This is a genomic window from Stenotrophomonas sp. FW305-3-2-15-E-LB1 (assembly GCF_058787375.1).
On record NZ_JBYSZR010000001.1, the window covers coordinates 307,918 to 332,143 of the forward strand.

Here is a 24,226-nt window from a genome sequence, read left to right on the forward strand (position 1 = left end):
GTCGATGCCTTCAGTCCCGCCTCCCTTGCCGGCCGCCCTGCCCCGCCACCTTGCCATCATCATGGATGGCAACGGGCGCTGGGCACAGCAGCGCCGCCGTCCGCGCGCGATCGGCCACCGTGCCGGCGCGCGCGCGGTCAACCGTACCATCGACCGTTGCCTTGAACTGGGCATTCCGGCGCTGACCCTGTTCGCGTTCTCCAGCGAGAACTGGGGCCGCCCGCAGGAAGAAGTCGATGCCCTGATGAAGCTGTTCCTCGGCGCGCTCGACCGTGAAGTGGACGAGCTGCACCGTCGTGGCGTGCGCGTGCGCTTCATCGGCGAACGCGACCGCTTCGGTGCAGGGCTGGTCAGCCGCATGCAGCTGGCCGAACAGCGCACCGCCGACAACACCACCCTGACCCTGTCGATCGCCGCCAGTTACGGCGGGCGCCAGGACATCGCCCGCGCCGCCCGTGCGCTGGCGGCGGAAGTGGCCGCCGGGCGCCTGCTCCCCGAGCAGATCGACGAATCGCTGCTGGGCCGCCAGGTCGCCCTGGCCGACCTGCCGCCGCCGGACCTGTTCATCCGTACCGGTGGCGATACCCGCATCAGCAACTTCCTGCTGTGGCAGCTGGCGTATACCGAACTGTGGTTCACCGAGGCACTGTGGCCGGACTTCGATTCCGCGCAGCTGCAGCAGGCGCTGGACGCCTACGCCAATCGTGAACGCCGCTTCGGCCTGACCAGCGCCCAGATCGCCGCCCTGGCCACCGAGACGCCCAGCCCATGACCAAGACCCGAGTCCTCGCCGCGCTGATCATGGCGCCGGTGGCCATTGCCGCGATCCTGCTGCTGCCCACCCAATGGCTGGCTGCGGCCGCCGCCGCCGTGTTCCTGATCGGCCTGTGGGAATGGCTGAAGCTGGCCGGCATCGAAGACACCCTGGCCCGTACCGTGCTGCTGGTGCTGAACCTGCTGCTGATGGTGCTGATGGTGTGGGCCGATGGCAGCTCGCTGGTTCTGTTCCAGCTGGCCACCCTGGTCGGCGTGGCCTGGTGGCTGGCCGCCCTGGTCTGGCTGCGCTTCTTCACCTTCGGCGCGCAGCCGGGCAGCCCGGCACGCATCCTCAAGCTGCTGGCCGGCACCCTGGCCATCGTCCCGGCATGGGCGTCGCTGGTGCTGATCCATGCCGGTGGCGATCCGCCGGGCCACCAGGGCCACCTGTGGCTGCTGGCCGCGCTGGCGCTGGTCTGGGCCGCCGATTCGGGCGCCTATTTCGCCGGCCGCCACTTCGGCAAGCACAAGCTGGCCCCGCGCATCAGCCCCAACAAGACCTGGGAAGGCCTGTTCGGCGGCCTGCTGGCCGGTGTCGCCGTGGCCGTGGGCCTGGGCCTGCTCGCCGGCGTGGATGTCGCGCACCTGCCGGGCCTGCTGGTCACCTCGGTGGTAGCTGTGTTCGCCTCGGTGCTGGGCGACCTCTACGAAAGCCTGATCAAGCGCCACGCCGGCGCCAAGGATTCGGGCCACCTCATTCCTGGCCACGGCGGCGTGCTGGACCGCGTCGACGGCGTGCTGGCCGCCCTGCCGGTGTTCGCGCTGGGCAAGGAAATCTTCGGATTCTGACCATGGATGCTGCTGCAGACCTGCGCCGGGTCGCCGTATTCGGCGCCACCGGCTCGATTGGTGCCTCCACGCTGGACGTGATCGCACGCCACCCGCAGCGCTACCAGGCCACGGTGCTGGCCGCCGGCCGCCAGGTGCAGGCCCTGCTGGCGCTGTGCCGCCAGCATCGCCCCGCCCATGCCGTCATCGCCGATGACAGCCTGTACGCCGAACTGCGCGACGGCCTGCGCGACGCTGGCCTGGCCACCGAAGCCCACGCTGGCGCTGCCGCGCTGGACCAGCTCGCGGCCAGCGATGCCTGTGACACCGTGGTGGCCGCCATCGTCGGTGCCGCCGGCCTGTCCTCGACCCTGGCCGCTGCCGCTGCCGGCAAGCGCATCCTGCTGGCCAACAAGGAATCGCTGGTGCTGGCCGGCGAGCTGCTGACCCGCACCGCCGAACGCGGCGGCGCCGAGATCATCCCGATCGACAGCGAGCACAGCGCCATCTTCCAGTGCCTGCGCTCGCGCGATGCCAGCCTGGACGGGGCCGGCGTGCGCCGGATCCTGCTGACCGCCTCCGGTGGCCCGTTCCGTGGCCGCAGCCGCGCCGAACTGGAGCAGGTGACCCCGGCCCAGGCCGTTGCCCACCCGAAGTGGTCGATGGGCCCGAAGATCTCGGTCGATTCGGCGACGTTGATGAACAAGGGCCTGGAAGTGATCGAGGCGCACCACCTGTTCAAGGTGCCCGGCGAGCGCATCGAGGTGCTGGTCCATCCGCAGAGCCTGGTCCATTCGCTGGTCGAGTTCGTCGACGGCTCGACCCTGGCCCAGCTGGGCCTGCCGGACATGCGCACCACCCTGGCCGTCGGCCTGGGCTGGCCGCAGCGCATCGAATCGGGCGTATCCGGGCTGGACCTGCTGGCCCAGGGCCGGCTCGATTTCGAAGCGCCCGATACCGAGGCCTTCCCCTGCCTGGCCCTGGCCTGGCAGGCGATGCAGGCCGGCGGCACTGCTCCGGCGGTGCTGAATGCCGCCAATGAAGAGGCGGTTTCAGCGTTTCTTCAGGGCAGGATCGGTTTCCTGAGCATTCCCGCGCTGGTTGCTAACGCTCTTTCAACACTGCCGACCGAAGCAGCCGATACACTGGACGGCCTGTTGTCCGCCGACCAGCGGGCCCGCCAGTTGACCCTGAACGCCATCGACGCCGCCTGAACGCCACGCCCATACCGCATGACGCCGCTGCCACTGCCCGCCACCGTGAGCCTGCATGACTGACTTCATCGGATCGGTCTGGTGGATGATCGTCAGCCTCGGGCTGCTGGTCACCTTCCACGAGTTCGGGCACTACGCCGTGGGCCGCCTCTGCGGGGTCAAGGTGCTGCGCTTCTCGGTCGGCTTCGGCCGCCCGCTGTGGTCGCGCCGCGACAAGCACGGCACCGAGTTCGCCATCGCCGCCCTGCCGCTCGGCGGTTATGTGAAATTCCTCGACGAGCGCGAGGTGGAGGTGCACCCGCACGAGCGGGGGCAGGCCTTCAACCACAAGACGGTCTGGCAGCGCATCGCCATCGTCGCTGCCGGGCCGATCGCCAACCTGCTGCTGTGCATCCTGCTGCTGTGGGCGATGTTCGTGATCGGCAAGCAGGACTATTCGGCCACCATCGGCCGCACCACCGGCATTGCCGCCAGCGCCGGCCTGTCCAGCGGCGACCGTGTGCTGCGCGTGGACGACCGCGACGTGGTCACCCTGGGCGATGCCAGCATGGCCCTGACCGCCGCAGCGATGGACCGGCGCGACGTCACCCTCGAAGTGCTGGACAGCAGTGACCAGGTGCGCAACCGCACCCTGCCGCTGTCGCAACTGCCGGCCGGCTTCGATGAACGCCGCGTGCCCAGCCTGGCGGGCCTGCAGTGGCAGGCCGCGCTGCAGCCGGCGCAGGTGGACAGCCTGACAGCCGATTCGGCCGTGGCCGGCCTGCTGCAGGCGGGCGACGTGATCGTGGCCATCGACGGCCAGCGCATCGACGGGGCCGACCAGGTCAGCCCGCAGATCCAGGAACTGGGCCGCCGTGGCGGGCCCGGCATGATCGAAGTGCTGCGCGGGGGCGAGCGCCTGGCGCTGGAAGTGACCCCGCGCCAGGGCAAGGACGGCCAGGGCAAGCCGGTCTGGCAGATCGGCGTGGCCTTCCCGGGCGCCTTCAGCCCCGCCTATGACACCCTGATGCGCTACGGCCCGCTCGATGCGGTGACCGTGGCCGTGCGTGAAACCGGCCGCCTGGCCTCCGATTCGCTGGGCATGATGGCCCGCATCGTCACCGGCAAGGCCTCGCTGCAGAACGTTTCCGGCCCGGTCACCATCGCCCGCGTGGCCAATGTTTCGGCCAAGCGCGGCCTCGACTGGTTCCTGCAGTTCCTCGCGCTGCTGTCGCTGAGCCTGTGCATCATCAACCTGCTTCCGATTCCCATCTTGGACGGCGGGCACCTGCTGTATTACCTTATCGAGTTGGTCAAGGGCAGCCCGCTGAGCGAGCGTGCCATCGCCGCGGGTCAGTACATCGGCCTGGCGTTGCTGGCCGGGTTGATGGGGCTGGCGTTCTACAACGACATCCTCGGCCTGGCCACGCGATGAACTTTTCCACGTTTTTGGCGTCTACAGCGCCGGCACCCCGTACCAATGAAATCGACCTTCCTACCGGACGTGACATGACGCGACTCCCCAATCGCCGCCTGCTGGCCCTCGCCCTCGCCGCCGTCACCGGCGCTCCCGCCCTGGCCCAGGCAGCCGAGCCCTTCACTGTCAGCGACATCCGCGTCGACGGCCTGCAGCGCATCAGCTCGGGTACGGTGTTCACCTACCTGCCGGTGGAACGTGGCGAGACGGTCACCGACAGCAAGGTCGGCGAGACCATCCGCGCCCTCTACAAGACCGGCTTCTTCGAAGACGTGCAGTTGGACCGCCAGGGCAACATCCTGGTCGTGACCGTCAAGGAACGGCCGGCGATCAACAAGCTGACCGTCACCGGCAACAAGGACATCAAGTCCGACCAGCTGCTGAAGGGCCTGTCCGACATCGGCCTGACCGAAGGCGGCACCTTCGACCGCCTGAGCCTGGACCGCGTGACGCAGGAACTGCGCCGCCAGTACAACGATCGTGGCAAGTACAACGTCGAGATCACCCCGACGGTGAGCCCGCTGGACCGCAACCGCGTGGACATCGCCATTGCCATCAAGGAAGGCAAGGCGGCCAAGATCCGCCACGTCAACCTGGTCGGCACCGAGAAGTACGACAGCGAAGACATCCTGGAAACCTGGGAATCCAAGGAGCACAACTGGGCGTCGTGGTACCGCCGCGATGACCAGTACTCCAAGGAAAAGCTGTCCGGCGACCTGGAAAAGCTCAACTCCTGGTACCTGGACCGCGGCTACGTCGATTTCAGCATCGACTCGACCCAGGTCTCGATCAGCCCGGACAAGCGCGACATGTTCGTGACGGCCGGCGTGACCGAAGGCAACCAGTACAAGATCTCCGACATCAAGGTCAGCGGCGACACCATCCTCCCGCAGGAAGATGTCGAGCGCATGGTCGTGCAGCGCGCCGGCGACACGTTCTCGCGTGCGCTGCTGGAGTTCAGCTCTGACGCGATCACCAATTCGCTGTCCAACATCGGCTACGCGTTCGCCAAGGTGAACCCGATCCCGACCACCAACCGTGCCGAGCAGACGGTCGCGGTGAACATGCAGGTCGTCCCCGGCCCGCGCGTGTCGGTGCGCCGCATCATCTTCAAGGGCAACACCCGCACCTCCGACGAAGTGCTGCGTCGCGAAATGCGCCAGTTCGAGAACACCTGGTACTCGCAGGCGGCGATCGATCGTTCCAAGATCCGCCTGCAGCGCCTGGGTTACTTCGAGTCGGTGGACGTTGAAACCCCGCCGGTCAGTGGCAGCAACGACCAGGTCGACGTGGTGTACAACGTCAAGGAAACCACGTCGGGCAGCTTCGTGTTCGGCCTGGGCTACTCGCAGTCCTACGGCATGACCACCTCGGTGCAGCTGTCGCAGAACAACTTCCTCGGCGGCGGCAACCGCGTGTCGGTCGAAGCCTCGCGCAGCAGCTACCTGCAGCGTTACGGCTTCAGCTACACCAACCCGTACTTCACCGATGACGGCGTGTCGCTGGGCTACAACCTGTCCTGGCGCGAACTGGATTACTCCGACTTCAACACCGCGCAGTACAACAGCACCAATGGTTCTGCGCAGGTGGTGTTCGGCGTGCCGCTGACCGAGACCGACAGCGTCTCGCTGATGTTCGGCATCGACAGCAACCAGATCACGACCTACCGAAACGCGACGCCGCAGTCGATCATCGACTACATCGATGCTCTGGGCACGAAGACGTTCCATGCGTGGCGCAGCGAGCTGGGCTGGGCGCGCGATTCGCGCAACGACTACTTCATGCCGACCCGTGGTACGTACCAGCGCATCGGCCTGGAAACCACCCTGCCGGGCTCGACCGTCGAGTACTTCAAGCTGAACTACCAGATCAGCAAGTATTGGCCGATCATGCCCTCGCTGGTGATCAACACGCGTGCTGAAATCGGCTACGGCGACAGCTACGGCAAGGACCAGATCCGCGACCTGTGCTGGACCGCGCCGACCGAAGCCAACCCGAACCCGACGCAGACCGTCGACTGCAACCCGAGCTCCTCGGACTACGTGAAGACGGTCAAGGCCTCCGGCCTGCCCTTCTACGAGAACTTCTACGCTGGCGGCACCAACTCGGTGCGCGGCTTCGAGGACAACACCCTTGGCCCGCGTTCGGAAGCGATCAATGGTTACTCGAACGGCCAGCCGCTGGGTGGTTCGCTGAAGACCGTCGGGTCGGTGGAAGCCTATTTCCCGCGCCTGTTCGACAGCCCGTCGGCACGCGTGTCGGCCTTCGTGGACTTCGGCAACGTCTACAACGGCGTGGATAACTTCAAGGCCAACGAACTGCGCGTGTCCACCGGTGTGGCCCTGCTGTGGCGCGCCCCGGTCGGCCCGATCTCGATCAGCTACGCGTTCCCGCTGAAGAAGAAGGACGGCGACGAAATCGAGCGCCTGCAGTTTACGTTTGGTGGCCAGTTCTAACTGGCCCCCAAACGTTCCCACGGTTTGCGATGCAAACCGCGGGGCCTATCCTGCTCCCTATCCCCCGCGCCATTGGCGCGCCCCCCTTAACAGAAGGGGGGCTCTCCACCAGACGGGTTACGAAGCGCCGGGCTCTGCCCGGCGTTTTCGTTTTGCAGGACGGATGCTGGCTGCTTTTTACCGCCACCGCGTGAAATCATCTGGTGATGGCGCAGGGGGCTGACCAGGACCGTTGGCGCCATGGGCCCTAGGCATGCCTAGGGCGGGTTGGGCAGGACGCCCAACCCCGGTCTTGCCGTGTGCGCAGGACAGCGCACACGAGCAAGGCGCCATCGAGCACCATGGAGGGGATTTTGCGTGTCCTGACCAGGGCCACCCGCCGCCTCCCCCCCGATAGCAGACAGGCGCCGCAGAACGCCCCCGCATGACCGGACTGGCGTCACACGTTAAACTCCCGCCGTGAATACTCCTACCTACACCGCCCAGCAACTCGCCGATCAGTTCGGTCTGCAGGTCCATGGCGACCCCGCCACCGCCATCCGTGGCGTGGCTACCCTCGCCCATGCCGGTGCCGGCCAGCTGACCTTCCTCGCCAACCCGCGCTACCGCGCCCAGCTGGCCGACAGCCAGGCCTCGCTGGTGGTCCTGCGTGCCGAGGACGCCGAAGCCGCCCCCGGCGCCGCGCTCGTCGCCAAGGATCCCTACACCACCTTCGCCAAGATCGCCGCGCTGTTCGACGTCGCACCCGTGCGTGAGCCGGGCATCCACCCCAGCGCGGTCATCGACCCGCAGGCCCAGGTGGCCGCCAGCGCCCACATCGGCCCGTTCGTCACCATCGGTGCGCGCAGCGTGGTCGGCGAGAACTGCATCATCGGCGCCGGCAGCATCATCGGCGAAGACTGCACCCTGGACACCGGCTGCGAGCTGATTGCCCGCGTCACCCTGGTCACCCGCGTGAAGCTCGGCAAGCGCGTGCGCATCCATCCCGGTGCCGTGCTCGGCGCCGATGGCTTCGGTCTGGCGATGGATGCCGGCAAGTGGATCAAGGTGCCGCAGCTGGGCGGCGTCCGCATCGGCGATGACTGCGAGATCGGCGCCAATACCTGCGTCGACCGCGGTGCGCTGGAAGACACCGTGCTGGCCGAAGACGTCCGCCTCGACAACCTGGTGCAGATCGCGCACAACGTGCAGATCGGCGCCCATTCGGCCATCGCCGGCTGCACCGGCATCGCCGGCAGCGCCAAGATCGGCCGTTACTGCCTGCTCGGCGGCGCCGTCGGCGTCGTCGGCCATCTGGAAATCTGCGACAAGGTCGTGATCACCGGCAAATCGGTGGTCCGCAACTCCATCACCGAACCGGGCGAGTACTCGTCCGGGACGCCCCTGACCGACAACCGCACGTGGCGCAAGAACGCCGCGCGCTTCAAGCAGCTCGATGCACTGGCCCGTCGCATCCTGTCTGTGAGCAAGGAGAAAGAATGAGCCAGCCCCAGACCCTGCCGGACATGGCGCAGATCCAGTCGCTGCTGCCGCACCGCTACCCGTTCCTGCTGGTCGACAAGGTTCTGTCGATCGACTACGACGCCCGCAAGATCGTCGCCACCAAGAACGTCAGCATCAACGAGCCGTTCTTCCAGGGCCACTTCCCCAACCAGCCGATCATGCCGGGCGTGCTGATCATCGAAGCCATGGCCCAGGCCGGCGGCGTGCTGACCCAGCTCACCCTGGGCCGCGATTCGCAGTCCAAGCTGTTCTACATGGTCAAGGTCGACAAGGCCCGCTTCACCAAGCAGGTGGTGCCGGGCGACGTGCTGGAAATGCACGTGGAGATCAAGCGCGTGATCCGCAACATGGCCGTGTATGACTGCGTGGCCAAGGTCGACGGCGAAGTCGTCGCCTGCGCCGAGGTGCTGTGCGCCGGCACCCGCGACTGACCCTGTACGGAGGACCGAGATGACCGATAGCGCTCCCCTGATCCATCCCACCGCCGTGATCGATCCGTCGGCACGACTGGCCGACGACGTCCGCGTGGGCGCGTTCACCATCATCGGGCCCGACGTCGAGATCGGCGCCGGCACCGAGGTCGGTCCGCATTGCAGCATCCATGGCCCGACCCGGATCGGCCGCGACAACCGTTTCATCGGCCACGTCGCGGTCGGTGGCGAGCCGCAGGACAAGAAGTTCGCCGGTGAACGCACCGAACTGGTGATCGGCGACCGCAACGTGTTCCGCGAATTCGTCACCCTCAACCGCGGTACCGGCGGCGGCGGTGGCATCACCACCATCGGCAACGACAACTGGATGCTGGCCTACACGCACGTGGCGCATGACTGCCACGTCGGCGATTTCTGCGTGTTCTCCAACAACACCACCCTGGCCGGGCATGTCACCGTCGGCGACTACGTGATCATCAGCGGCTTCGCCGGTGCCCACCAGTTCTGCCGCATCGGTGCCCACGCCTTCCTCGGCATGGGCGCGCTGACCAATGGCGATGTGCCGCCGTTCACCATGGTCGGCACCGATTCGCTGGGCCGCCCGCGCGGCATCAACAGCGAAGGCCTCAAGCGCCGTGGCTTCGATGCCGAACGCATCACCGCCATCAAGCGTGCCTACCGCACCCTGTACGTGGCAGGCCTGCCGCTGGCCGAAGCCAAGCAGCAGCTGGCCGAGCAGGCACAGGCCAGCGATGACGTCCGCTCCATGCTGGACTTCATCGAGCACACCGAGAGGCACCTGCTGCGATGAGCGCCACGACCGGCCAGGCGCCGGCCGGCGCCGCCGTCATCCCGCTGGCCTCGATGGCCGGCAGCGTGCCTGCGCAGCGGGTGCTCAGCGAGCGCCCGTTGCGGATCGCGCTGGTGGCGGGCGAAGCCTCCGGCGACCTGCTCGGCGCGGGCCTGGTGCGTGAGCTGAAGGCGCGCTTCCCGCATGCCGAGTTCGCCGGCATCGGCGGCGACGCGATGCGCAATGCGGGCTGCCAGACCTGGCACGATGCCAGCGAGCTGGCGGTGATGGGCCTGACCGAAGTCCTGCGTCACCTGCCACGCCTGCTCAAGCTGCGCTCGGCGTTTCGCGAGCGGGCGCTGGCGTGGCAACCGGATGTCTTCATCGGTATCGATGCGCCGGATTTCAACCTGGGCATCGAGCGCTGGCTGAAGCAGCGCGGCATCCCCACCGTGCACTACGTCAGCCCCTCGGTCTGGGCCTGGCGCGAGAAGCGCGCGGAGAAGATCGGCAGCAGTGCCGACCTGGTGCTGTGCCTGTTCCCGATGGAACCGCCCATCTATGCCAGGCACGGCATCGATGCGCGGTTTGTCGGCCACCCGATGGCCGATGACATTCCGCTGCACGGTGACCGCGATGCGGCCCGTGCCGCGCTCGGCCTGCCCGCCTCAGCCAAGGTGCTGGCGGTGCTGCCGGGCAGCCGCCTGGGCGAGATCTCACGCCTGGGCGAACCGTTCTTCGAGGCGGCCTGGCAGGTCTCCGAACGCATCCCCGGCCTGCACGTGGTGGTGCCGGCGGCCAACGCCGCCTGCCGCCGCCTGATCGAGGAACAGCTGTCACGCTCGGCGCTGCCGGTGGCGTACTCGCATGTCCTCGATGGGCAGGCCCGCACGGCGATGATCGCCGCCGACGTGGTGGTGCTGGCCTCCGGCACGGCCACGCTGGAGGCCATGCTGGTGAAGCGGCCGATGGTGGTAGGCTACCGGGTCAACGAACTGACCTACCGCCTGGTGAAGGCGCTGGGGCTGATCAAGGTCGACCGCTTCGCCCTGCCCAACATCCTCGCTGCGCAGGATCTTGCCCCGGAACTGATGCAGCACGACTGCACGCCGGACAAGCTGGCCGCGGCCATCCAGCAGTGGTTCGACCACCCGCAGCGCAGCGCCGACCTGCAGGGCACCTACGAGCGCCTGCACGAGCGCCTGCGCCGCAATGCCTCGGCGCGCGCCGCCGATGCGGTGGGCGAGCTGCTGGTCAGCAAGCAGGAAACCGCATGAGCCGTCGCGCGGCCGCGGCGGCCAGCCTGGCCCTGTTCGACGGCGCTGCCGTGGTCGAGCCCGAACGCCTGGTGGCCGGCGTGGACGAAGCCGGCCGTGGCCCGCTGGCCGGCCCGGTGGCCGTTGCCGCCGTGGTGTTCGACCCGTCGCGGCCGCGTATCAACGGCCTGGACGATTCCAAGCAGCTGACCGCCGCGCGCCGCGAGCAGCTGCACGACCGCATCATCGAACGGGCCCTGGCCTGGAAGGTGGTGCTGGTGGACGTGAACGCCATCGACCGCCTGAACATCTACCAGGCCACCCTGCAGGGCATGCGCGACGTGGTGGCTGCCGTGGCCCACGTGGCCGGCTTCGCCCGCATCGATGGCAACGTCGTGCCCAAGGGCCTGGTGCTGCCGGCGCAGGCGCTGGTGGGCGGTGATGGCATCGACCGCGCGATCATGGCGGCCTCGATCCTGGCCAAGGTCTCGCGCGACCGCTACATGCAGGAACTGCACGTGCGGCACCCGCAGTACGGCTTCGACCAGCACAAGGGCTATGGCACCCCCGCCCACCTGGCCGCGCTGCGCAGCCACGGCCCCTGCGACGAGCACCGCCGCAGCTTCGCGCCGGTGCGTGAATGCCTGGAAGCGCCGCAGGTTGTGGCGGCCGACATCGCGATTGCCTGAACAACGGCCGCCGGGCATGGCCCGGCGCTACCCTGAACGCGTGACCGCGCCCGGCGGATCCGCGCAATCGCCGCACCGTCAAGTCCTTGTCGCCACCCCCTGCCCTCGTTACCCTGACCGGGCACTCCAGCGCTTCCCGACCCCGGTGACGATTTCCCCGTCAGCACCCGGGGCCCGCGCGCTCCAACCTGGTCCGGCATGTCCAACTCCCGCTTCGTACATCTCCACGTCCACACCGAGTTCTCGCTGGCGGACTCGACCATCCGCGTGCCGGCCAAGCCGGACCAGGCCGACCCGAAGAAGGCCAAGCAGGCCAACCTGCTGTCGCGCTCGGTCGAACTCGGCCTGCCCGCGCTGGCGGTAACCGACCTCAACAACCTGTTCGCCCTGGTCAAGTTCTACAAGGCCGCCGAAGGCGTGGGCATCAAGCCCATCGCCGGCGCCGACGTGATGATCGCCGAGGAAGGCCAGGACCCGTGGCGGATGACCCTGCTGTGCCGCGACCGCGAGGGCTACCTGAGCCTGTCGCGGCTGCTGACCCGCGCCTGGATGGAAGGCCATCGGCCCGAAGGCGGCGTGGCGATCCACCCGGACTGGCTGAAGGCCGGCAATGCCAACCTGTTCGCGCTGGCCGGCCGTGACAGCCTGGCCGGCCGCCTGGCGCTGGACGGCAAGCACGACCTTGCCGAGCAGCAGCTGGCCGACTGGCAGCGCGCGTTCGGCGATGGCCTGCACCTGGAACTGACCCGCACCGGCCGCGAAGGCGAGGAAACCTTCAACCGCTTCGCGCTGATGGCCGCCGGCCAGCGCGGCCTGCCGGTGGTGGCCAGCAACGACGTGCGCTTCCTGGCGCCGACCGATTTCAGCGCGCACGAAGCGCGCGTGTGCATTTCCACCGGCCGCGTGCTGGACGACCCCAAGCGCCCGCGCGAGTACAGCGACCAGCAGTACCTGAAGTCGGCCGAGGAGATGTGTGCGCTGTTCGCCGACATCCCCGATGCCATCGACAACACGCTGGCGCTGGCCGAGCGCTGCAACATCGAGATGCGGCTGGGCACCTACTTCCTGCCCAACTACCCGGTGCCCGACGACGAGACCCTGGACACCTGGATCCAGAAGATGTCGCGCGATGGCCTGGAAGAACGCCTGGAGAAGAATCCGCTGGCGCCGGGCAAGACCCGCGAGGAGTACTTCGAACGCCTGGAGTTCGAGCTCAACACCATCATCAAGATGGGCTTCCCGGGCTACTTCCTGATCGTTGCCGACTTCATCCAGTGGGGCAAGAACCAGGGCATCCCGATCGGCCCCGGCCGTGGTTCGGGTGCCGGTTCGCTGGTGGCGTGGGCGCTGAAGATCACCGACCTGGACCCGCTGCCGTACAACCTGCTGTTCGAGCGGTTCCTGAACCCGGAACGCGTGTCGATGCCTGACTTCGACATCGACTTCTGCATGGACCGCCGCGATGAAGTGATCGACTACGTCGCGCGCAAGTACGGGCGCGAGCGCGTCAGCCAGATCATCACCTACGGCACCATGGCGGCCAAGGCGGTGGTGCGCGACTCCGGCCGCGTGCTGGGCTTCCCGTACGGCCTGGTCGACGGCGTCTCCAAGCTGATCCCGAACATCCTGGGCATCCACCTGAAGGATGCGCTGGGCAAGGGCAAGGAAGGCCCGAGCTCGGAAATGGCCTCGGCCGAACTGATCCAGCGCTACGAGAGCGAGGACGATGTCCGCGACCTGATCGACCTGGCGCTGCAGCTGGAAGACCTGACCCGCAACGCCGGCAAGCACGCCGGTGGCGTGGTGATCGGGCCCGAGCCGCTGAGCGAGTTCTGCCCGCTGTACGCCGAACACGATGAGAACGGCCTGGGCAAGAACCCGGTCACCCAGTTCGACAAGAACGACGTGGAAGAAGTCGGCCTGGTGAAGTTCGACTTCCTCGGCCTGCGCACGCTGACGATCATCGACTGGGCGGTGAAGGCGATCAACAAGCGCCACGAGCGCGCCGGCATCCCGCCGGTGGATATCGCCGCGATCCCGCTGGACGATGCGCCCACCTACAAGGACATCTTCGCCAACGGCAACACCGGTGCGGTGTTCCAGTTCGAATCCTCGGGCATGCGCCGCCTGCTGAAGGACGCGCGGCCCGACCGCTTCGAAGACCTCATCGCGCTGGTGTCGCTGTACCGACCCGGCCCGATGGACCTGATTCCCTCCTTCAACGCGCGTAAGCACGGCCAGGAAGAGATCATCTATCCCGATCCGCGCACCGAAGCGATCCTGAAGGACACCTACGGCATCATGGTGTACCAGGAGCAGGTGATGCAGATGGCGCAGATCGTCGGCGGCTACTCGCTGGGCGGCGCCGACCTGCTGCGCCGTGCGATGGGCAAGAAGGTGCCGGCCGAAATGGCCAAGCACCGCGAAATCTTCCGCGAAGGTGCGGCCAAGGACGGCGTCGACGAGGCCAAGGCCGACGCGATCTTCGACCTGATGGAGAAGTTCGCCGGCTACGGCTTCAACAAGTCGCACGCTGCCGCCTACGCGCTGGTCAGCTACCAGACCGCCTGGCTCAAGCGCCATTACCCGGCCGAGTTCATGGCCGCCACGCTGTCCTCGGACATGGACAACACCGACAAGGTGGTCGGCTTCCTGGACGAGGTGCGCAACCTCGGCCTGACCGTGCTGCCGCCGAAGGTGAACCAGTCCGCCTTCATGTTCGAAGCGGCCACGCCGGACACCATCCAGTACGGCCTGGGCGCGATCAAGGGCGTCGGCCAGGGTGCCTGCGAAGCGGTCGTGGACGAACGCCTGAAGGGCGGCCAGTACAAGGACCTGCTCGACTTCTGCACCCGCATCGGTTCGGCCAAGCTCAACCGGCGCACGCTGGAAGCGATGATCAACTGCGGCGCGCTGGACGAGCTGGGCCACAACCGCGCCTCGCTGATGCTGCAGCTGCCGGAAGTGATCAAGGCCACCGAGCAGATGGCGCGCGAGCGTGCCTCGGGCCAGAACTCGCTGTTCGGCGGCCCCGACCCGAGCACGGCGACCATCCAGCTGGACCTGGTCGAAGCCGAGGAATGGCCGCTGCTGCAGCGCCTGAACGGCGAGCGCGACACGCTCGGCTTCTACCTCAGCGGCCACCCGTTCGATCCGTGGCGCGACGATGTGCGCGACCTGGTCGGCAACGACCTGGGTTCGGTCGAGAAGATCTGGAGTTCCAGCAACAGCGGTGGCGGTGGTGGCAACGGCGGCGAAAAGCGCTGGCGCCCGGAAGTGCCGACCGTGCTGGCCGGCCAGGTGGTCGGCGTGCGCCGCAAGGGCGAAAGCCAGATCTTCATCCAGCTCGAGGACGGTCGCGGCCGCGTCGAGTGCAGCGCGTTCTCCGATGCCATGGCCGAGTTCGGCCACCTGATGACCAAGGACCGCATCCTGGTGGTCAAGGGCGGCCTGCGCGAGGACGAGTTCAACGGCGGCTATGCGCTGCGCATCCGCCAGTGCTGGGATTTCGACGAGGTCTGCGCCAACTACGCCACGCGCCTGTCGCTGCGCCTGGACCTGCGCCAGCAGCGGCCGGTCTGGGAACGCGTCAATGCCGTGCTCGACCGCCACCGCCCCGGGCGCACGCCGCTGCGCCTGGACCTGCTGCTGAAGGGCCCGCAGGGCGGCGTGGCCGGCATGCTCGATGTCTCCGGGCAGAGCGCGGTGCGCATCGATTCCAAGCTGATGGAGGCGCTGCGCGCCGACCCGGCCGTGCGCACGCTGAAAGTGCGCTACAGCCCGCCGTGGGCCAACTGAGGCTGGCCCACGCCCCGGCTGACTGGCGCCCCCTGCCCGGCTGGGGTACCGTCGCCTTCCAGACGAAGGCGTACGGGCCATTGCTGCGCATTCGGCTAGAATTCCCCTCTTCTTTACACGACGGCTTCCGATGAATCCGAACTACCTCGACTTCGAGCAACCCATCGCCGACCTGGAAGCCAAGATCCAGGAACTGCGCAACGCCAGTGCCGGACCGGCGGTCAATGTCGAGGCCGAGGTTCACGCCCTGCAGGACAAGCTGCGCCTGCGCACCGCGCAGATCTTCCGCAACCTGACCTCCTGGCAGGTGCTGCAGCTGGCCCGCCATCCGTCGCGCCCGTACACCGCCGATTACCTGCGCATCATCTTCGATGAGTTCCAGGAACTGGCCGGTGACCGCGCCTTCGCCGACGACAAGGCCATCATGGGTGGCCTGGCCCGCATCAACGGCCGTTCGGTGATGGTGATCGGCCACCAGAAGGGCCGCGACACCAAGGAAAAGATCAAGCGCAACTTCGGCATGCCCAAGCCGGAGGGCTATCGCAAGGCCCTGCGCCTGATGAAGATGGCCGAACGCTTTGGCCTGCCGGTGCTGACCCTGATCGACACCGCCGGCGCCTGGCCGGGCATCGACGCCGAATCGCGCGGCCAGTCCGAAGCGATCGCCCGCAACCTGATGGAGATGGCCGAGCTGAAGGTGCCGGTGATCTGCACGGTGATCGGCGAAGGCGGCTCCGGTGGCGCGCTGGCGCTGGGCGTGGGCGACCGCACCGTGATGCTGGAATACGCGGTGTACTCGACCATCACCCCGGAAGGCTGCGCCTCGATCCTGTGGAAGGATGCCGGCAAGGCCAAGGACGCTGCCGAGCAGCTGGGCCTGACCGCTCCGCGCCTGAAGAGCCTGGGCCTGGTCGACAAGGTGGTGCGTGAGCCGACCGGCGGCGCCCACCGCAACCCGACCCAGATGGCCAAGCGCCTGAAGGCCGTGCTGCTGAACGAGCTGGAAGCACTGGACGGCCTGTCCACCGAGCAGCTGCTGGAGCGCCGCTACGCGCGCCTGCGCAGCTACGGCACCTACGAAGCCGCGTAAGCCAGGTAGTGCCGGCCGCTGGCCAAACCCGGTAGTGCCGGCCGCTGGCCGGCAACATGCAGGCGATTGCAGAAACGAAAGAGCCGGGCAGATGCCCGGCTCTCTTCGTTTGCGCGTTGACGGCATCCTCGCCTCAGAACGGCTTGGCCAGCACCAGCCAGACAATCGGGATGAAGGCCAGCAACGGAATCTCGTTGATCCAGCGCAGCGCGCGCGAGGACGGCAGCGTGCGGCCCTTGGCCACGCCCTTCAGCAGGCGCCCGGTCCAGATGAAGTACACCAGCAGCAGCACCACCAGGCCCAGCTTGGCGTGCAGCCAGCCGGCGCCGCCGGGCGCGACCATGGTCGGGAAATCCGGGATGACCTTGTAGCCCAGCCACAGCACCAGGCCCAGCACGAAGGCCAGCCCGAACATCGAATGGCCGAAACGGTACAGGCGCAGGCCCATCAGCTGCAGGCGCTCGCCCACCGCCGGCTGGCCCGCGGTCTCGGCCAGGTTCACCAGGATGCGCGGCAGGTAGAACACGGTTGCCATCCACGCCACCACGAACACGATGTGGAAGGTCTTGACCCAGTAGTAGCTCTGCATGCGCTCGCTCCGGCGGCTGGCGGTGATGGGCGCCCATTGTCGCAGTAGAGCCACCCCGTGGGTGGCTGCCGCGGCCAATTGCCGCATCACGGCCGCGACGCCGTACGATAGGCGCCGTTTCCGCCCTCAGCGTGCCCTGCCCCATGGACAAGACCTACGACGCCGCCTACTTCCAACGCTGGTACCGCCGGGCCGATGTCGGCGGCAGCGCCCGCCTGGCGCGCAAGGTCGCCCTGGCCGTGGCCACCGCCGAGTACTACCTGGAGCGGCCGGTGCGCAGCGTGCTCGACATCGGCTGCGGCGAAGGCGCCTGGCGCGCGCCGCTGCTGAAGCTGCGTCCGAAGGTCCAATACCTCGGCTTCGACAGCAGCGAGTACGCTGTGCGCCGTTACGGACGCACCCGCAACCTGCACATGGCCAGCTTCGGCGATTTCGCCTGGCTGCGGCCCTGTGCCCCGGTCGACCTGCTGGTGTGCTCGGACGTGATGCACTACGTGCCCGACCGCGAGCTGCGCGCTGGCCTGGCCGGCGTGGGCGAGCTGACCGCCGGGGTGGCCTTCCTGGAGACCTTCGCCGCCGAGGATGCGTTCGACGGCGACCACGAGGGCTTCCAGGCCCGGCCGGCGCGCTGGTACCGCCGCGAGCTGGCCCGCCAGGGCCTGCAGGCCGTTGGTTCACACCTGTGGCTGGGCCCGGGTCTGGCCAGCGAGGCCGCCGCGCTGGAAAAGATGTGAATCCGGATTCATTATTTTTGTCCCACTTAACCTGTGGGACGCCCGGATGGGATATGCTGCGCGGCAACATATGACCATACATATTCGGTCGTCATGCTCTATCAACTACACGAACTGACCCGCAACCTGCTCGCCCCCTGGGTGCACCAGGCCCAGGCCAACGCCAAGTTCTTCGCCAACCAGGGCCACTGGTGGTCGCAGATGCCGGGCGCTGATCGCCTGGCGGCGGTCAATGAACTCTTCCATCGCATCGGCAAGGATTACGAGAAGCCCGAATGGGGCATCAACGAAATCGACGTCGAAGGCGAGCGCGTGCCGATCGTCGTGCACGAGGAAGTGAGCAAACCGTTCTGCAAGCTGCTGCGCTTCAAGCGCCACAGCAACGAAGCCGACCAGCTGCACACGATGCTCAACCAGCCGTTCGTGCTGGTGGTGGCGCCCCTGTCGGGCCACCACGCCACGCTGCTGCGCGATACCGTGCGCACGCTGCTGCGCGATCACCGCGTGTACGTCACCGACTGGGTGGATGCGCGCATGGTGCCGGCCAGCGAAGGTGAGTTCGGGCTGGACGACTACATCGCCTACATCCAGGAATTCATCCGCCATCTCGGCGTCGAACGCCTGCACGTGGTGAGCGTGTGCCAGCCGACGGTGCCGGTGCTGGCCGCGGTTTCGCTGATGGCCAGCCGTGGCGAGCCGACCCCGCGCTCGCTGGTGATGATGGGTGGCCCGATCGATGCGCGCTGCAGCCCGACCGCAGTGAACAACCTGGCCACGCAGAACCCGCTGTCGTGGTTCGAGAACAACGTCATCCACACCGTGCCGGCCAGCTACCCCGGCGCCGGCCGCCGCGTGTATCCGGGCTTCCTGCAGCACGCCGGCTTCCTGTCGATGAACCCCAGCCGCCACTTCAGTTCGCACTGGGATTTCTACACCGACCTGGTCAAGGGCGACCTGGAAGACGCCGACGCGCACCGCACGTTCTACGACGAGTACAACGCGGTGCTGGACATGCCGGCCAAGTACTACCTCGACACCATTTCGGTGGTGTTCCAGGACTTCCTGCTGCCGCGTGGCGAGTGGGTGGTCAATGGCGAGAAGGTCGACCCGTCGGCCATCCGCGATACCGCGCTGCTGAGCATCGAAGGCGAGCTGGATGACATCGCCGGCCTCGGCCAGACCGAAGCCGCGCAGGCGCTGTGCACCGGCATCGCGGCCGACCGCCGCGAGCATTTCATCGTCGAAGGCGCCGGCCACTACGGCATCTTCAGCGGCCGCCGCTGGCGCGAAGTGGTGTACCCGAAGGTGCGCGATTTCTTCGCCGCCCATGCCGAGGCACCGGCTGCCAAGGCCACGAAGAAGAAGAGCAACGTCACCCCGTTGCGGCGCAAGGCGGGTTGATTCCCCGCCTTGCCGTTGGCCTGGTTCTGGTGGGTGCCAACCAAGGTTGGCACCTACCACAGCAGGATCCGACCCCAGGCTGTTACAGCCGCACCAGCAGGTGCTTGGCCAGCAGACCGTGCAGCTTGCCGATGCCGCGGGCCAGGTGCATCGTCAGCAGTAGCAGCAGCGCGCCCACCACCGCCAGCACCGGGGTTGCAGCCAGCGGCAGCACGTTGGTGCCGTCGATGTAGATGGACGCCGCGGTCGAGTCGAACAGCGCCGCCACCGGCGACCAGATGAAGGCCAGCGACACCGACAGCAGCGTCACAGCAATGGTGAAGTAGACCACGCCCAGCGGCAGCATCAGCAGGAAATACAGCAGCGTCAGCCAGGTGCGGCCGTCGGTGAACATGTCGCCGATGCGCTGCAGCCACGTGCGGCTGCGGTCGGTGTAGCGCGGCCGGCGCGGCATGCGCTCGCCCAGCAGCGCTTCCACCAGGCGCCCTTCCAGCAAGGCCAGCCCACGCACCGAGCCGAAGAACAGCACGGTCAGCGGTATGCCGATGATCAGGATCAGCAGGCCCAGCGACAGCGACAGGCCGGTCACCACCCAGGTGAAGAAGAAGGTGCCCGTGGCCAGCGACAGCAGCATGTAGAACAGTGCGCCGTAGGTGTGCGGATCCATCACCACGCCGAAGAAGCGTGCCGCCAGCGAACGCTGCACCGGTGCGGGTGTCGGCGCGGCTGGTGCCACGCCGCTGGCTTCGGCGGCGGCGCGCAGCACCGGGCTGGTGTCGGCACGCGGCGTGCGCAGCGCGCGGTTCACGGTCACCTCGGTTTCGCGATAGATCTCCGCCACTTCCGCCGGTGCGCCGTAGCTGCTGGCGACATCGGCGATCACCTCGGCTTCGCTGCGGCCCGGCTGTGCGGCCAGTTCGGAACGCAGGTATTCCTCGGCGTCGTACAGCGCGTCCTGCACCATCGCCGCGTCGGCGCCCTGCAGCGCCGCACGCAGCTGCGCCAGGTACTGGGTGATCGTGGTGGGCAGGCCAGTGCCTGCCAGGTTCTGCTCGTTCATTGCGGTACCCCCTCCAACACGGAATCGACGGAATCGCGGGTGGCCTGCCAGGCCTGGCGCCACTGCGCCAGCACTTCGTGGCCACGTTCATTGATGCGGTAGTAGCGGCGCGGTGGCCCGCTGCTGGACGGCTCGACATGGCTCTCGAGCAGGCCGGCGCCTTCCAGGTTGCGCAGCACCGGGTACAGCGCGCTCTGCTTGCCGCTCAGCACGCCCTCACCCACGCGCTCCAGCTCCTTGGCGATGAGGTACCCGTACAGCGGCTCCCCCGCCCGGGCCAGCACCGCCAGCAGGGCCAGCGACACCGTTCCGGCGCTGAGCTCCTTCTGGAACTTCTTCAGGTGGACGTCGTCTTCGGTCATGACCGGCCCTCCACTATGTTGGAGTCAACAGTAGTGCGAAGTCCGGTATAGCGAATGTGTCGTTAGTCACCCTGCCGTGCGGCGAGGGAGTCAGGCCCCCCGCACCGCTGCCAGAACCCGGACGGCCACGGCCTCGGGCAAAGCGTGCCTGCCCTCTTCAAGGCGGCTGACCAGGGCCTGCCGCCGGGAGGTCCCCAGCGGCGAGTACTGCCCGCTCACCCGAAGCCAGTCATGCACGAGCCGCAGGTGCCATGCACGTTCATCCTCGCGTTGCGGCACCGCATCCAGCAGCAGGTCGAGGTGCTGCCACAGGGGCAGCTTCGTCAGCTGCGCAAGCAGGCCCGCCTGTGCCATCGGCGAAGGACCGTCATGACAGAACGCGAGCAGGCGTGCCGGGTCCAGCTCTGCCGCCCATAGGGCGGTGGCGCTGGCCAGCAACGCCTGCACCGTCCGCCCCGGTATCTCCAGCGCTTCACGCAGCACCGCCAGGCCGACGCCGCCCTCGGCCCGCACCCAGCCGCGCAGGCAATTGCGCTGGTGGCGCGGCGATACCGCGGGCAACAAGGCGCGCAGCGTCGGCACATCGTCCGCCTCTGCGTGATCGGCCATCGCTTCCACTGCTTCGCGCCATCGCCCTCGGCGCCGGTGCTTGAGTTCGTCGCGCCACAGCGCGATGGCCGGCGTGGCCTGCCGCTGCTGGAGCAGCCACGCCGCCAACCGGCGCACGCCACGCGAACGGTCGAAAGCCGCGGCTTCGATGTATGCATCCATGCCGGCCACCTCGCGCTCGACCAGCGCACGCAGCGCGGCGCTACGCACCCTGGTTGATGGGGCGGACAAGGCCAGCGCGCCCTGCGCTTCGATCTCCCCAGGCTCACCGTGCCGCAGAAGATCGGCGAGCGCCAGGTGCGAGACGTGTGGATCGCTGTCCAGAATCGCGTGCGCGCGCAACGCTGCCCGGTCTGGATGACTGCGCAGGGCGACGACATGGGCCACCAGCCGGGTGCGTGCGTCGGGATGGTCCAGCAGTCCTTCAAGCACTGCGCGATTGGAGGGCGATGACAACCATGCGAACAGGGTGCCCTCGAGCCACGCCCGGTCAACGCGCTGCGCAGCGCGCAGGCGCACGGCCACCGGCCAGGCCTTCAGCACGTCGTGTACAGCGCACTGCCCGAGCAGTGACATCACGACATCCTGCGCCACCGCACGCACCTCGGCCACCCAGTCATTGCAGCGGAGCAAGGCACAGGACAACGTTAGATGGCTGGGCACCGAGCGCATCACCTGCAACGCGGCCTCGCGCGTTCGGCCATTGCCATCGGATCCGGCAAGGAAGAGTGCTGCCGTCTGCACACCCACCGGCACTGCTGCACAGGCCTGCAGACAGGCGAGCAGGCCATCATCATTGGCGGCCCACCAACTGCGCCGACGCCCATCAAGATCGAACAGCCCCAGTGGCGACAAGGTCTGCAACCAATGCACACGATCCACGCCCTCATCGACGAATCCCTTCAGGATCTGCTCGATCATCGCGCGCAGTGCGGCCTCAGGCGCGTCCGGATGCGGTATCAACATCATCTGCTTCCACCAGGGAGAATGGCCATCGTGCAGGACGCAGACGGCCAGGGCCAGCACGCCACCGTGGCACAGGCGCGCACTCTCGCGCAGAATCGAGGCCTCGTTCCTGTTCCGGGGTTCCCATGTCGCACCGCCGTCGCCTTGCCCTGACCACCCTCGCCCTCGCCTGCCTGCTGCCGGCCCTGGCCAGCGCGGCCACGCCGTACCGCAGCCCCCAGCAGATTCTCGATGCGTCGGCGGCCAGCGACTGGCGCACGCCGGACCCGGCCAACCTGCTGTACATGGACCTGCCGGCCGGGCGGGTCATCATCGAACTGGCGCCGCAGTTTGCTCCGCGCCATGTCGCCAACATCCAGACCTTCGCGCATGAGCACTTCTGGGATGGCACCAGCATCTACCGCTCGCAGGACAATTTCGTGGTGCAGTTCGGCGATGCCGACGCCGATGACGCGGCCAAGGCCAAGCCGTTCGGCAGCGCCGCGCGCAAGTTGCCGGCCGAATTCGAACGCGCCAGCGCCGGCCTGAAGGTAGGCGTGCTGCCCGACCGCGATGGCTGGGCGGCGCAGACCGGTTTCGTCGATGGCTTCCCGGTGGGCCAGGACCCGCAGGCCGGCAAGGCCTGGCTGGCGCACTGCTACGGCATGCTGGGTGCCGGCCGCAGCAATGAAGAAGACAGCAGCATCGGCGCCGAACTGTACGTGGTGACCGGGCAGTCGCCGCGCCAGCTGGACCGCAACATCACCCTGGTCGGCCGCGTGCTGAAGGGCATGGAACTGCTCAGCGCGATCCCGCGCGGGCCGGCGCCGATGGGCTTCTATGAAGACCCGAAGCTGCGCACGCCGATCGTCTCGATCCGCCGGGCGAGCGATGTGCCGGCGGCCGAGCGCACGCCGATCCAGGTACTGCGCACCGATTCGAAGACCTTCGCCGATACGGTGGAAGCACGCCGCAACCGCGTGGATGATTTCTACAAGCGCCCGGCCGGGCATATCGACCTGTGCAATATTCCGGTGCCGGTGCGGTAGTACTTCGGCTTTTTTCAGTTGACGCGCACTGAAGGCGCTTCATTGTTCATGGGCGTCACTTTTCTTTGCCCGCGCACCGCGCTGCAGGAGCAGCGCGGAACGGCGAAGCCGGCCCGAAGGGGGGCGCGCATGGATGTGCGCCATCAAGAAAAGTAACCAAAAGAAACGCGCCGCCGTCCGCGAGCCGGCGCTGCGCGCCGGTTCCCTGCGCTCCAAGGCGGACCCAGATCAAGATCCACAGCCGCGCGCGCAAGCATGGAGGACGCTGCCGGGCAGCGCCCGGCACGACCCGTGCGTCGGTACGCTCAGCCCTTCTGGCTGACGGCCACGCTGCCGAGGATCAGGCCGCCGGCAATCAGCATCTGCAGGGTCACCGGTTCGTCGAGGAACAGCCACGCGAATGCGGCGCCGAACAGCGGAATCAGGTAGGTCACCGTCGACGCACGCGAAGGACCGATGCGGCCGATCAGGCGGTAGAACATCAGGAAGGCCAGGCCGGTGCAGGCTACGCCCAGCGCGATCGCTGCGCCCCAGGCCTTGCCCGGAATCGCAGCCTGCGGCCAGTGCGTCACCGCCATCGGCAGCATCCACAGCGAGGCACAGCCCAGCGTTGCCGCCGCCGCTGCAGCCGATGGCAGGCCGGTCATGTGCCGCTTCACCAGGTTCACGCCGAGGCCGTACAGCAGCGAGGCGGCCGCGCCGGCCAGCACCGCCATGCCGATGCTCAGGCCGGACACTTTGGCCGTGGCCAGCACCACTACACCGGCAAAGCCGACCAGCAGCGCGCCGGCACGGCGCACGCCGATCTTCTCGCCGAAGAACAGGAAGGCGATCAACGCGGCAAACAGCACCGTCATCGCGTTGCAGATGGCGCCGATGGCCGCCGGCGCCTGCTCGGCCGAATAGGCGAACAGCACGAACGGTAGCGCCGAGTTGATCAGGCCGATCGGCGCCAGCCACAGCCAGCGGCGCGGCGGGAACTGCGCGCGGGCACGCCACAGGAACGGCATCAGTACCAGTGCGCCCAGCACCAACCGCACCTCCACCAGCGCGAACGGGCCGAACGAGGGCACGGCCACGCGCATGAACAGGAACGAGCAGCCCCAGATCGCACCCAGCAGGGTCAGCTCCAATGGGGTGCGCCAATCGCGCTCAGCCACCTGCGGTACCGCGTTCATGCCCTGCCTCCGTCCTGCGCCTGCACTGTGTC

The 24,226-nt window shown here is 67.8% G+C and carries 19 protein-coding genes and 1 pseudogene; 15 read left to right on the forward strand and 5 right to left on the reverse strand.

Translation table 11 applies throughout. From position 1 onward, the window contains the following. Positions 1-4: 4 nt before the first annotated feature. The 12 genes and pseudogenes from uppS to AC3WL7_RS01610 all read left to right on the forward strand — a co-directional run bounded on the left by uppS (position 5) and on the right by AC3WL7_RS01610 (position 16,267). Positions 5-772, forward strand: coding sequence for a polyprenyl diphosphate synthase (gene uppS / locus AC3WL7_RS01555; RefSeq protein WP_492749090.1), 768 nt, complete (start codon positions 5-7; stop codon positions 770-772). Continuing rightward, positions 769-1,605 (forward strand): phosphatidate cytidylyltransferase, encoded by an 837-nt coding sequence (locus AC3WL7_RS01560; protein ID WP_079221253.1) that lies wholly within the window; start codon positions 769-771, stop codon positions 1,603-1,605. The genes uppS and AC3WL7_RS01560 overlap by 4 nt, the downstream gene beginning before the upstream one ends. Positions 1,606-1,607: 2 nt before the next feature. Continuing rightward, positions 1,608-2,798, forward strand: coding sequence for a 1-deoxy-D-xylulose-5-phosphate reductoisomerase (locus AC3WL7_RS01565; protein WP_079221252.1), 1,191 nt, complete (start codon positions 1,608-1,610; stop codon positions 2,796-2,798). Between the two features lie 55 nt (positions 2,799-2,853). After that, a complete protein-coding gene (gene rseP / locus AC3WL7_RS01570; protein WP_492749091.1) occupies positions 2,854-4,212 on the forward strand; it encodes an RIP metalloprotease RseP in 1,359 nt (452 codons plus the stop codon). A gap of 74 nt (positions 4,213-4,286) precedes the next feature. Then, positions 4,287-6,710 carry an outer membrane protein assembly factor BamA gene (gene bamA / locus AC3WL7_RS01575; protein ID WP_492749092.1) on the forward strand — a complete coding sequence of 808 codons (2,424 nt, stop codon included), beginning with the start codon at positions 4,287-4,289 and terminating at the stop codon, positions 6,708-6,710. Between the two features lie 459 nt (positions 6,711-7,169). Continuing rightward, positions 7,170-8,192 carry a UDP-3-O-(3-hydroxymyristoyl)glucosamine N-acyltransferase gene (gene lpxD / locus AC3WL7_RS01580; RefSeq protein ID WP_079221249.1) on the forward strand — a complete coding sequence of 341 codons (1,023 nt, stop codon included), beginning with the start codon at positions 7,170-7,172 and terminating at the stop codon, positions 8,190-8,192. Beyond that, a complete protein-coding gene (gene fabZ / locus AC3WL7_RS01585; RefSeq protein WP_492749093.1) occupies positions 8,189-8,644 on the forward strand; it encodes a 3-hydroxyacyl-ACP dehydratase FabZ in 456 nt (151 codons plus the stop codon). Before lpxD ends, fabZ begins: the two co-directional genes overlap by 4 nt. Positions 8,645-8,663: 19 nt before the next feature. Further along, entirely contained in the window at positions 8,664-9,455 is a 792-nt protein-coding gene (gene lpxA, locus AC3WL7_RS01590) for an acyl-ACP--UDP-N-acetylglucosamine O-acyltransferase (RefSeq protein WP_079221247.1), read from the forward strand. A gap of 92 nt (positions 9,456-9,547) precedes the next feature. After that, positions 9,548-10,711: pseudogene (lpxB, locus tag AC3WL7_RS01595) on the forward strand (lipid-A-disaccharide synthase); the annotation flags it as partial. Then, complete coding sequence (gene rnhB, locus AC3WL7_RS01600; RefSeq protein WP_492749094.1) at positions 10,708-11,379, forward strand: ribonuclease HII; 672 nt, start codon at positions 10,708-10,710, stop codon at positions 11,377-11,379. The pseudogene lpxB and the gene rnhB, both read left to right, overlap by 4 nt. Positions 11,380-11,577: 198 nt before the next feature. Beyond that, positions 11,578-15,177 carry a DNA polymerase III subunit alpha gene (dnaE, locus tag AC3WL7_RS01605; RefSeq protein WP_492749095.1) on the forward strand — a complete coding sequence of 1,200 codons (3,600 nt, stop codon included), beginning with the start codon at positions 11,578-11,580 and terminating at the stop codon, positions 15,175-15,177. A gap of 130 nt (positions 15,178-15,307) precedes the next feature. Beyond that, entirely contained in the window at positions 15,308-16,267 is a 960-nt protein-coding gene (locus AC3WL7_RS01610) for an acetyl-CoA carboxylase carboxyltransferase subunit alpha (RefSeq protein WP_200732353.1), read from the forward strand. Positions 16,268-16,400: 133 nt separating this feature from the next. On the opposite strand, the gene AC3WL7_RS01615 is transcribed toward AC3WL7_RS01610, so the two are convergent. Then, positions 16,401-16,856: a CopD family protein gene (locus AC3WL7_RS01615; protein ID WP_079221242.1), complete on the reverse strand. Its 456-nt coding sequence runs from the start codon at positions 16,854-16,856 to the stop codon at positions 16,401-16,403. 143 nt (positions 16,857-16,999) lie between these two features. Here AC3WL7_RS01615 and AC3WL7_RS01620 point away from each other — a divergent pair, with 143 nt between their 5' ends. Both AC3WL7_RS01620 and AC3WL7_RS01625 read left to right on the forward strand, forming a co-directional pair. After that, the gene (locus AC3WL7_RS01620) at positions 17,000-17,590 is read left to right on the forward strand and encodes a class I SAM-dependent DNA methyltransferase (protein WP_492749096.1); all 591 of its coding nucleotides are present in this window, start codon (positions 17,000-17,002) and stop codon (positions 17,588-17,590) included. A gap of 93 nt (positions 17,591-17,683) precedes the next feature. Further along, positions 17,684-18,991, forward strand: a complete 1,308-nt coding sequence (locus tag AC3WL7_RS01625) for a polyhydroxyalkanoate depolymerase (protein ID WP_079221240.1) — start codon at positions 17,684-17,686, stop codon at positions 18,989-18,991. A gap of 82 nt (positions 18,992-19,073) precedes the next feature. Here AC3WL7_RS01625 and AC3WL7_RS01630 read toward each other — a convergent pair whose 3' ends face one another. The 3 genes from AC3WL7_RS01630 to AC3WL7_RS01640 form a co-directional block, all read right to left on the reverse strand. After that, entirely contained in the window at positions 19,074-20,051 is a 978-nt protein-coding gene (locus AC3WL7_RS01630) for a sensor domain-containing protein (protein ID WP_295519979.1), read from the reverse strand. Continuing rightward, entirely contained in the window at positions 20,048-20,413 is a 366-nt protein-coding gene (locus tag AC3WL7_RS01635) for a PadR family transcriptional regulator (protein WP_079221238.1), read from the reverse strand. The genes AC3WL7_RS01630 and AC3WL7_RS01635 overlap by 4 nt, the downstream gene beginning before the upstream one ends. A 90-nt stretch (positions 20,414-20,503) precedes the next feature. Then, the gene (locus AC3WL7_RS01640) at positions 20,504-22,048 is read right to left on the reverse strand and encodes a HEAT repeat domain-containing protein (RefSeq protein WP_492749097.1); all 1,545 of its coding nucleotides are present in this window, start codon (positions 22,046-22,048) and stop codon (positions 20,504-20,506) included. 65 nt (positions 22,049-22,113) lie between these two features. Here AC3WL7_RS01640 and AC3WL7_RS01645 point away from each other — a divergent pair, with 65 nt between their 5' ends. Next, entirely contained in the window at positions 22,114-23,016 is a 903-nt protein-coding gene (locus AC3WL7_RS01645) for a peptidylprolyl isomerase (RefSeq protein ID WP_283221922.1), read from the forward strand. 305 nt (positions 23,017-23,321) lie between these two features. On the opposite strand, the gene AC3WL7_RS01650 is transcribed toward AC3WL7_RS01645, so the two are convergent. Next, positions 23,322-24,194 carry a DMT family transporter gene (locus AC3WL7_RS01650; protein WP_108760031.1) on the reverse strand — a complete coding sequence of 291 codons (873 nt, stop codon included), beginning with the start codon at positions 24,192-24,194 and terminating at the stop codon, positions 23,322-23,324. Positions 24,195-24,226 lie beyond the last annotated feature (32 nt).

Excerpts from the sequence above, each read along its gene's own strand:
- uppS (WP_492749090.1), top strand. The coding sequence starts at position 5 with ATGCCTTCAGTCCCGCCTCCCTTGCCGGCCGCCCTGCCCCGCCACCTT.
- AC3WL7_RS01560 (WP_079221253.1), top strand. The coding sequence starts at position 769 with ATGACCAAGACCCGAGTCCTCGCCGCGCTGATCATGGCGCCGGTGGCC.
- AC3WL7_RS01565 (WP_079221252.1), top strand. The coding sequence starts at position 1,608 with ATGGATGCTGCTGCAGACCTGCGCCGGGTCGCCGTATTCGGCGCCACC.
- rseP (WP_492749091.1), top strand. The coding sequence starts at position 2,854 with ATGACTGACTTCATCGGATCGGTCTGGTGGATGATCGTCAGCCTCGGG.
- bamA (WP_492749092.1), top strand. The coding sequence starts at position 4,287 with ATGACGCGACTCCCCAATCGCCGCCTGCTGGCCCTCGCCCTCGCCGCC.
- fabZ (WP_492749093.1), top strand. The coding sequence starts at position 8,189 with ATGAGCCAGCCCCAGACCCTGCCGGACATGGCGCAGATCCAGTCGCTG.
- lpxA (WP_079221247.1), top strand. The coding sequence starts at position 8,664 with ATGACCGATAGCGCTCCCCTGATCCATCCCACCGCCGTGATCGATCCG.
- rnhB (WP_492749094.1), top strand. The coding sequence starts at position 10,708 with ATGAGCCGTCGCGCGGCCGCGGCGGCCAGCCTGGCCCTGTTCGACGGC.
- dnaE (WP_492749095.1), top strand. The coding sequence starts at position 11,578 with ATGTCCAACTCCCGCTTCGTACATCTCCACGTCCACACCGAGTTCTCG.
- AC3WL7_RS01610 (WP_200732353.1), top strand. The coding sequence starts at position 15,308 with ATGAATCCGAACTACCTCGACTTCGAGCAACCCATCGCCGACCTGGAA.
- AC3WL7_RS01615 (WP_079221242.1), bottom strand. The coding sequence starts at position 16,856 with ATGCAGAGCTACTACTGGGTCAAGACCTTCCACATCGTGTTCGTGGTG.
- AC3WL7_RS01620 (WP_492749096.1), top strand. The coding sequence starts at position 17,000 with ATGGACAAGACCTACGACGCCGCCTACTTCCAACGCTGGTACCGCCGG.
- AC3WL7_RS01625 (WP_079221240.1), top strand. The coding sequence starts at position 17,684 with ATGCTCTATCAACTACACGAACTGACCCGCAACCTGCTCGCCCCCTGG.
- AC3WL7_RS01630 (WP_295519979.1), bottom strand. The coding sequence starts at position 20,051 with ATGAACGAGCAGAACCTGGCAGGCACTGGCCTGCCCACCACGATCACC.
- AC3WL7_RS01635 (WP_079221238.1), bottom strand. The coding sequence starts at position 20,413 with ATGACCGAAGACGACGTCCACCTGAAGAAGTTCCAGAAGGAGCTCAGC.
- AC3WL7_RS01645 (WP_283221922.1), top strand. The coding sequence starts at position 22,114 with ATGTCGCACCGCCGTCGCCTTGCCCTGACCACCCTCGCCCTCGCCTGC.
- AC3WL7_RS01650 (WP_108760031.1), bottom strand. The coding sequence starts at position 24,194 with ATGAACGCGGTACCGCAGGTGGCTGAGCGCGATTGGCGCACCCCATTG.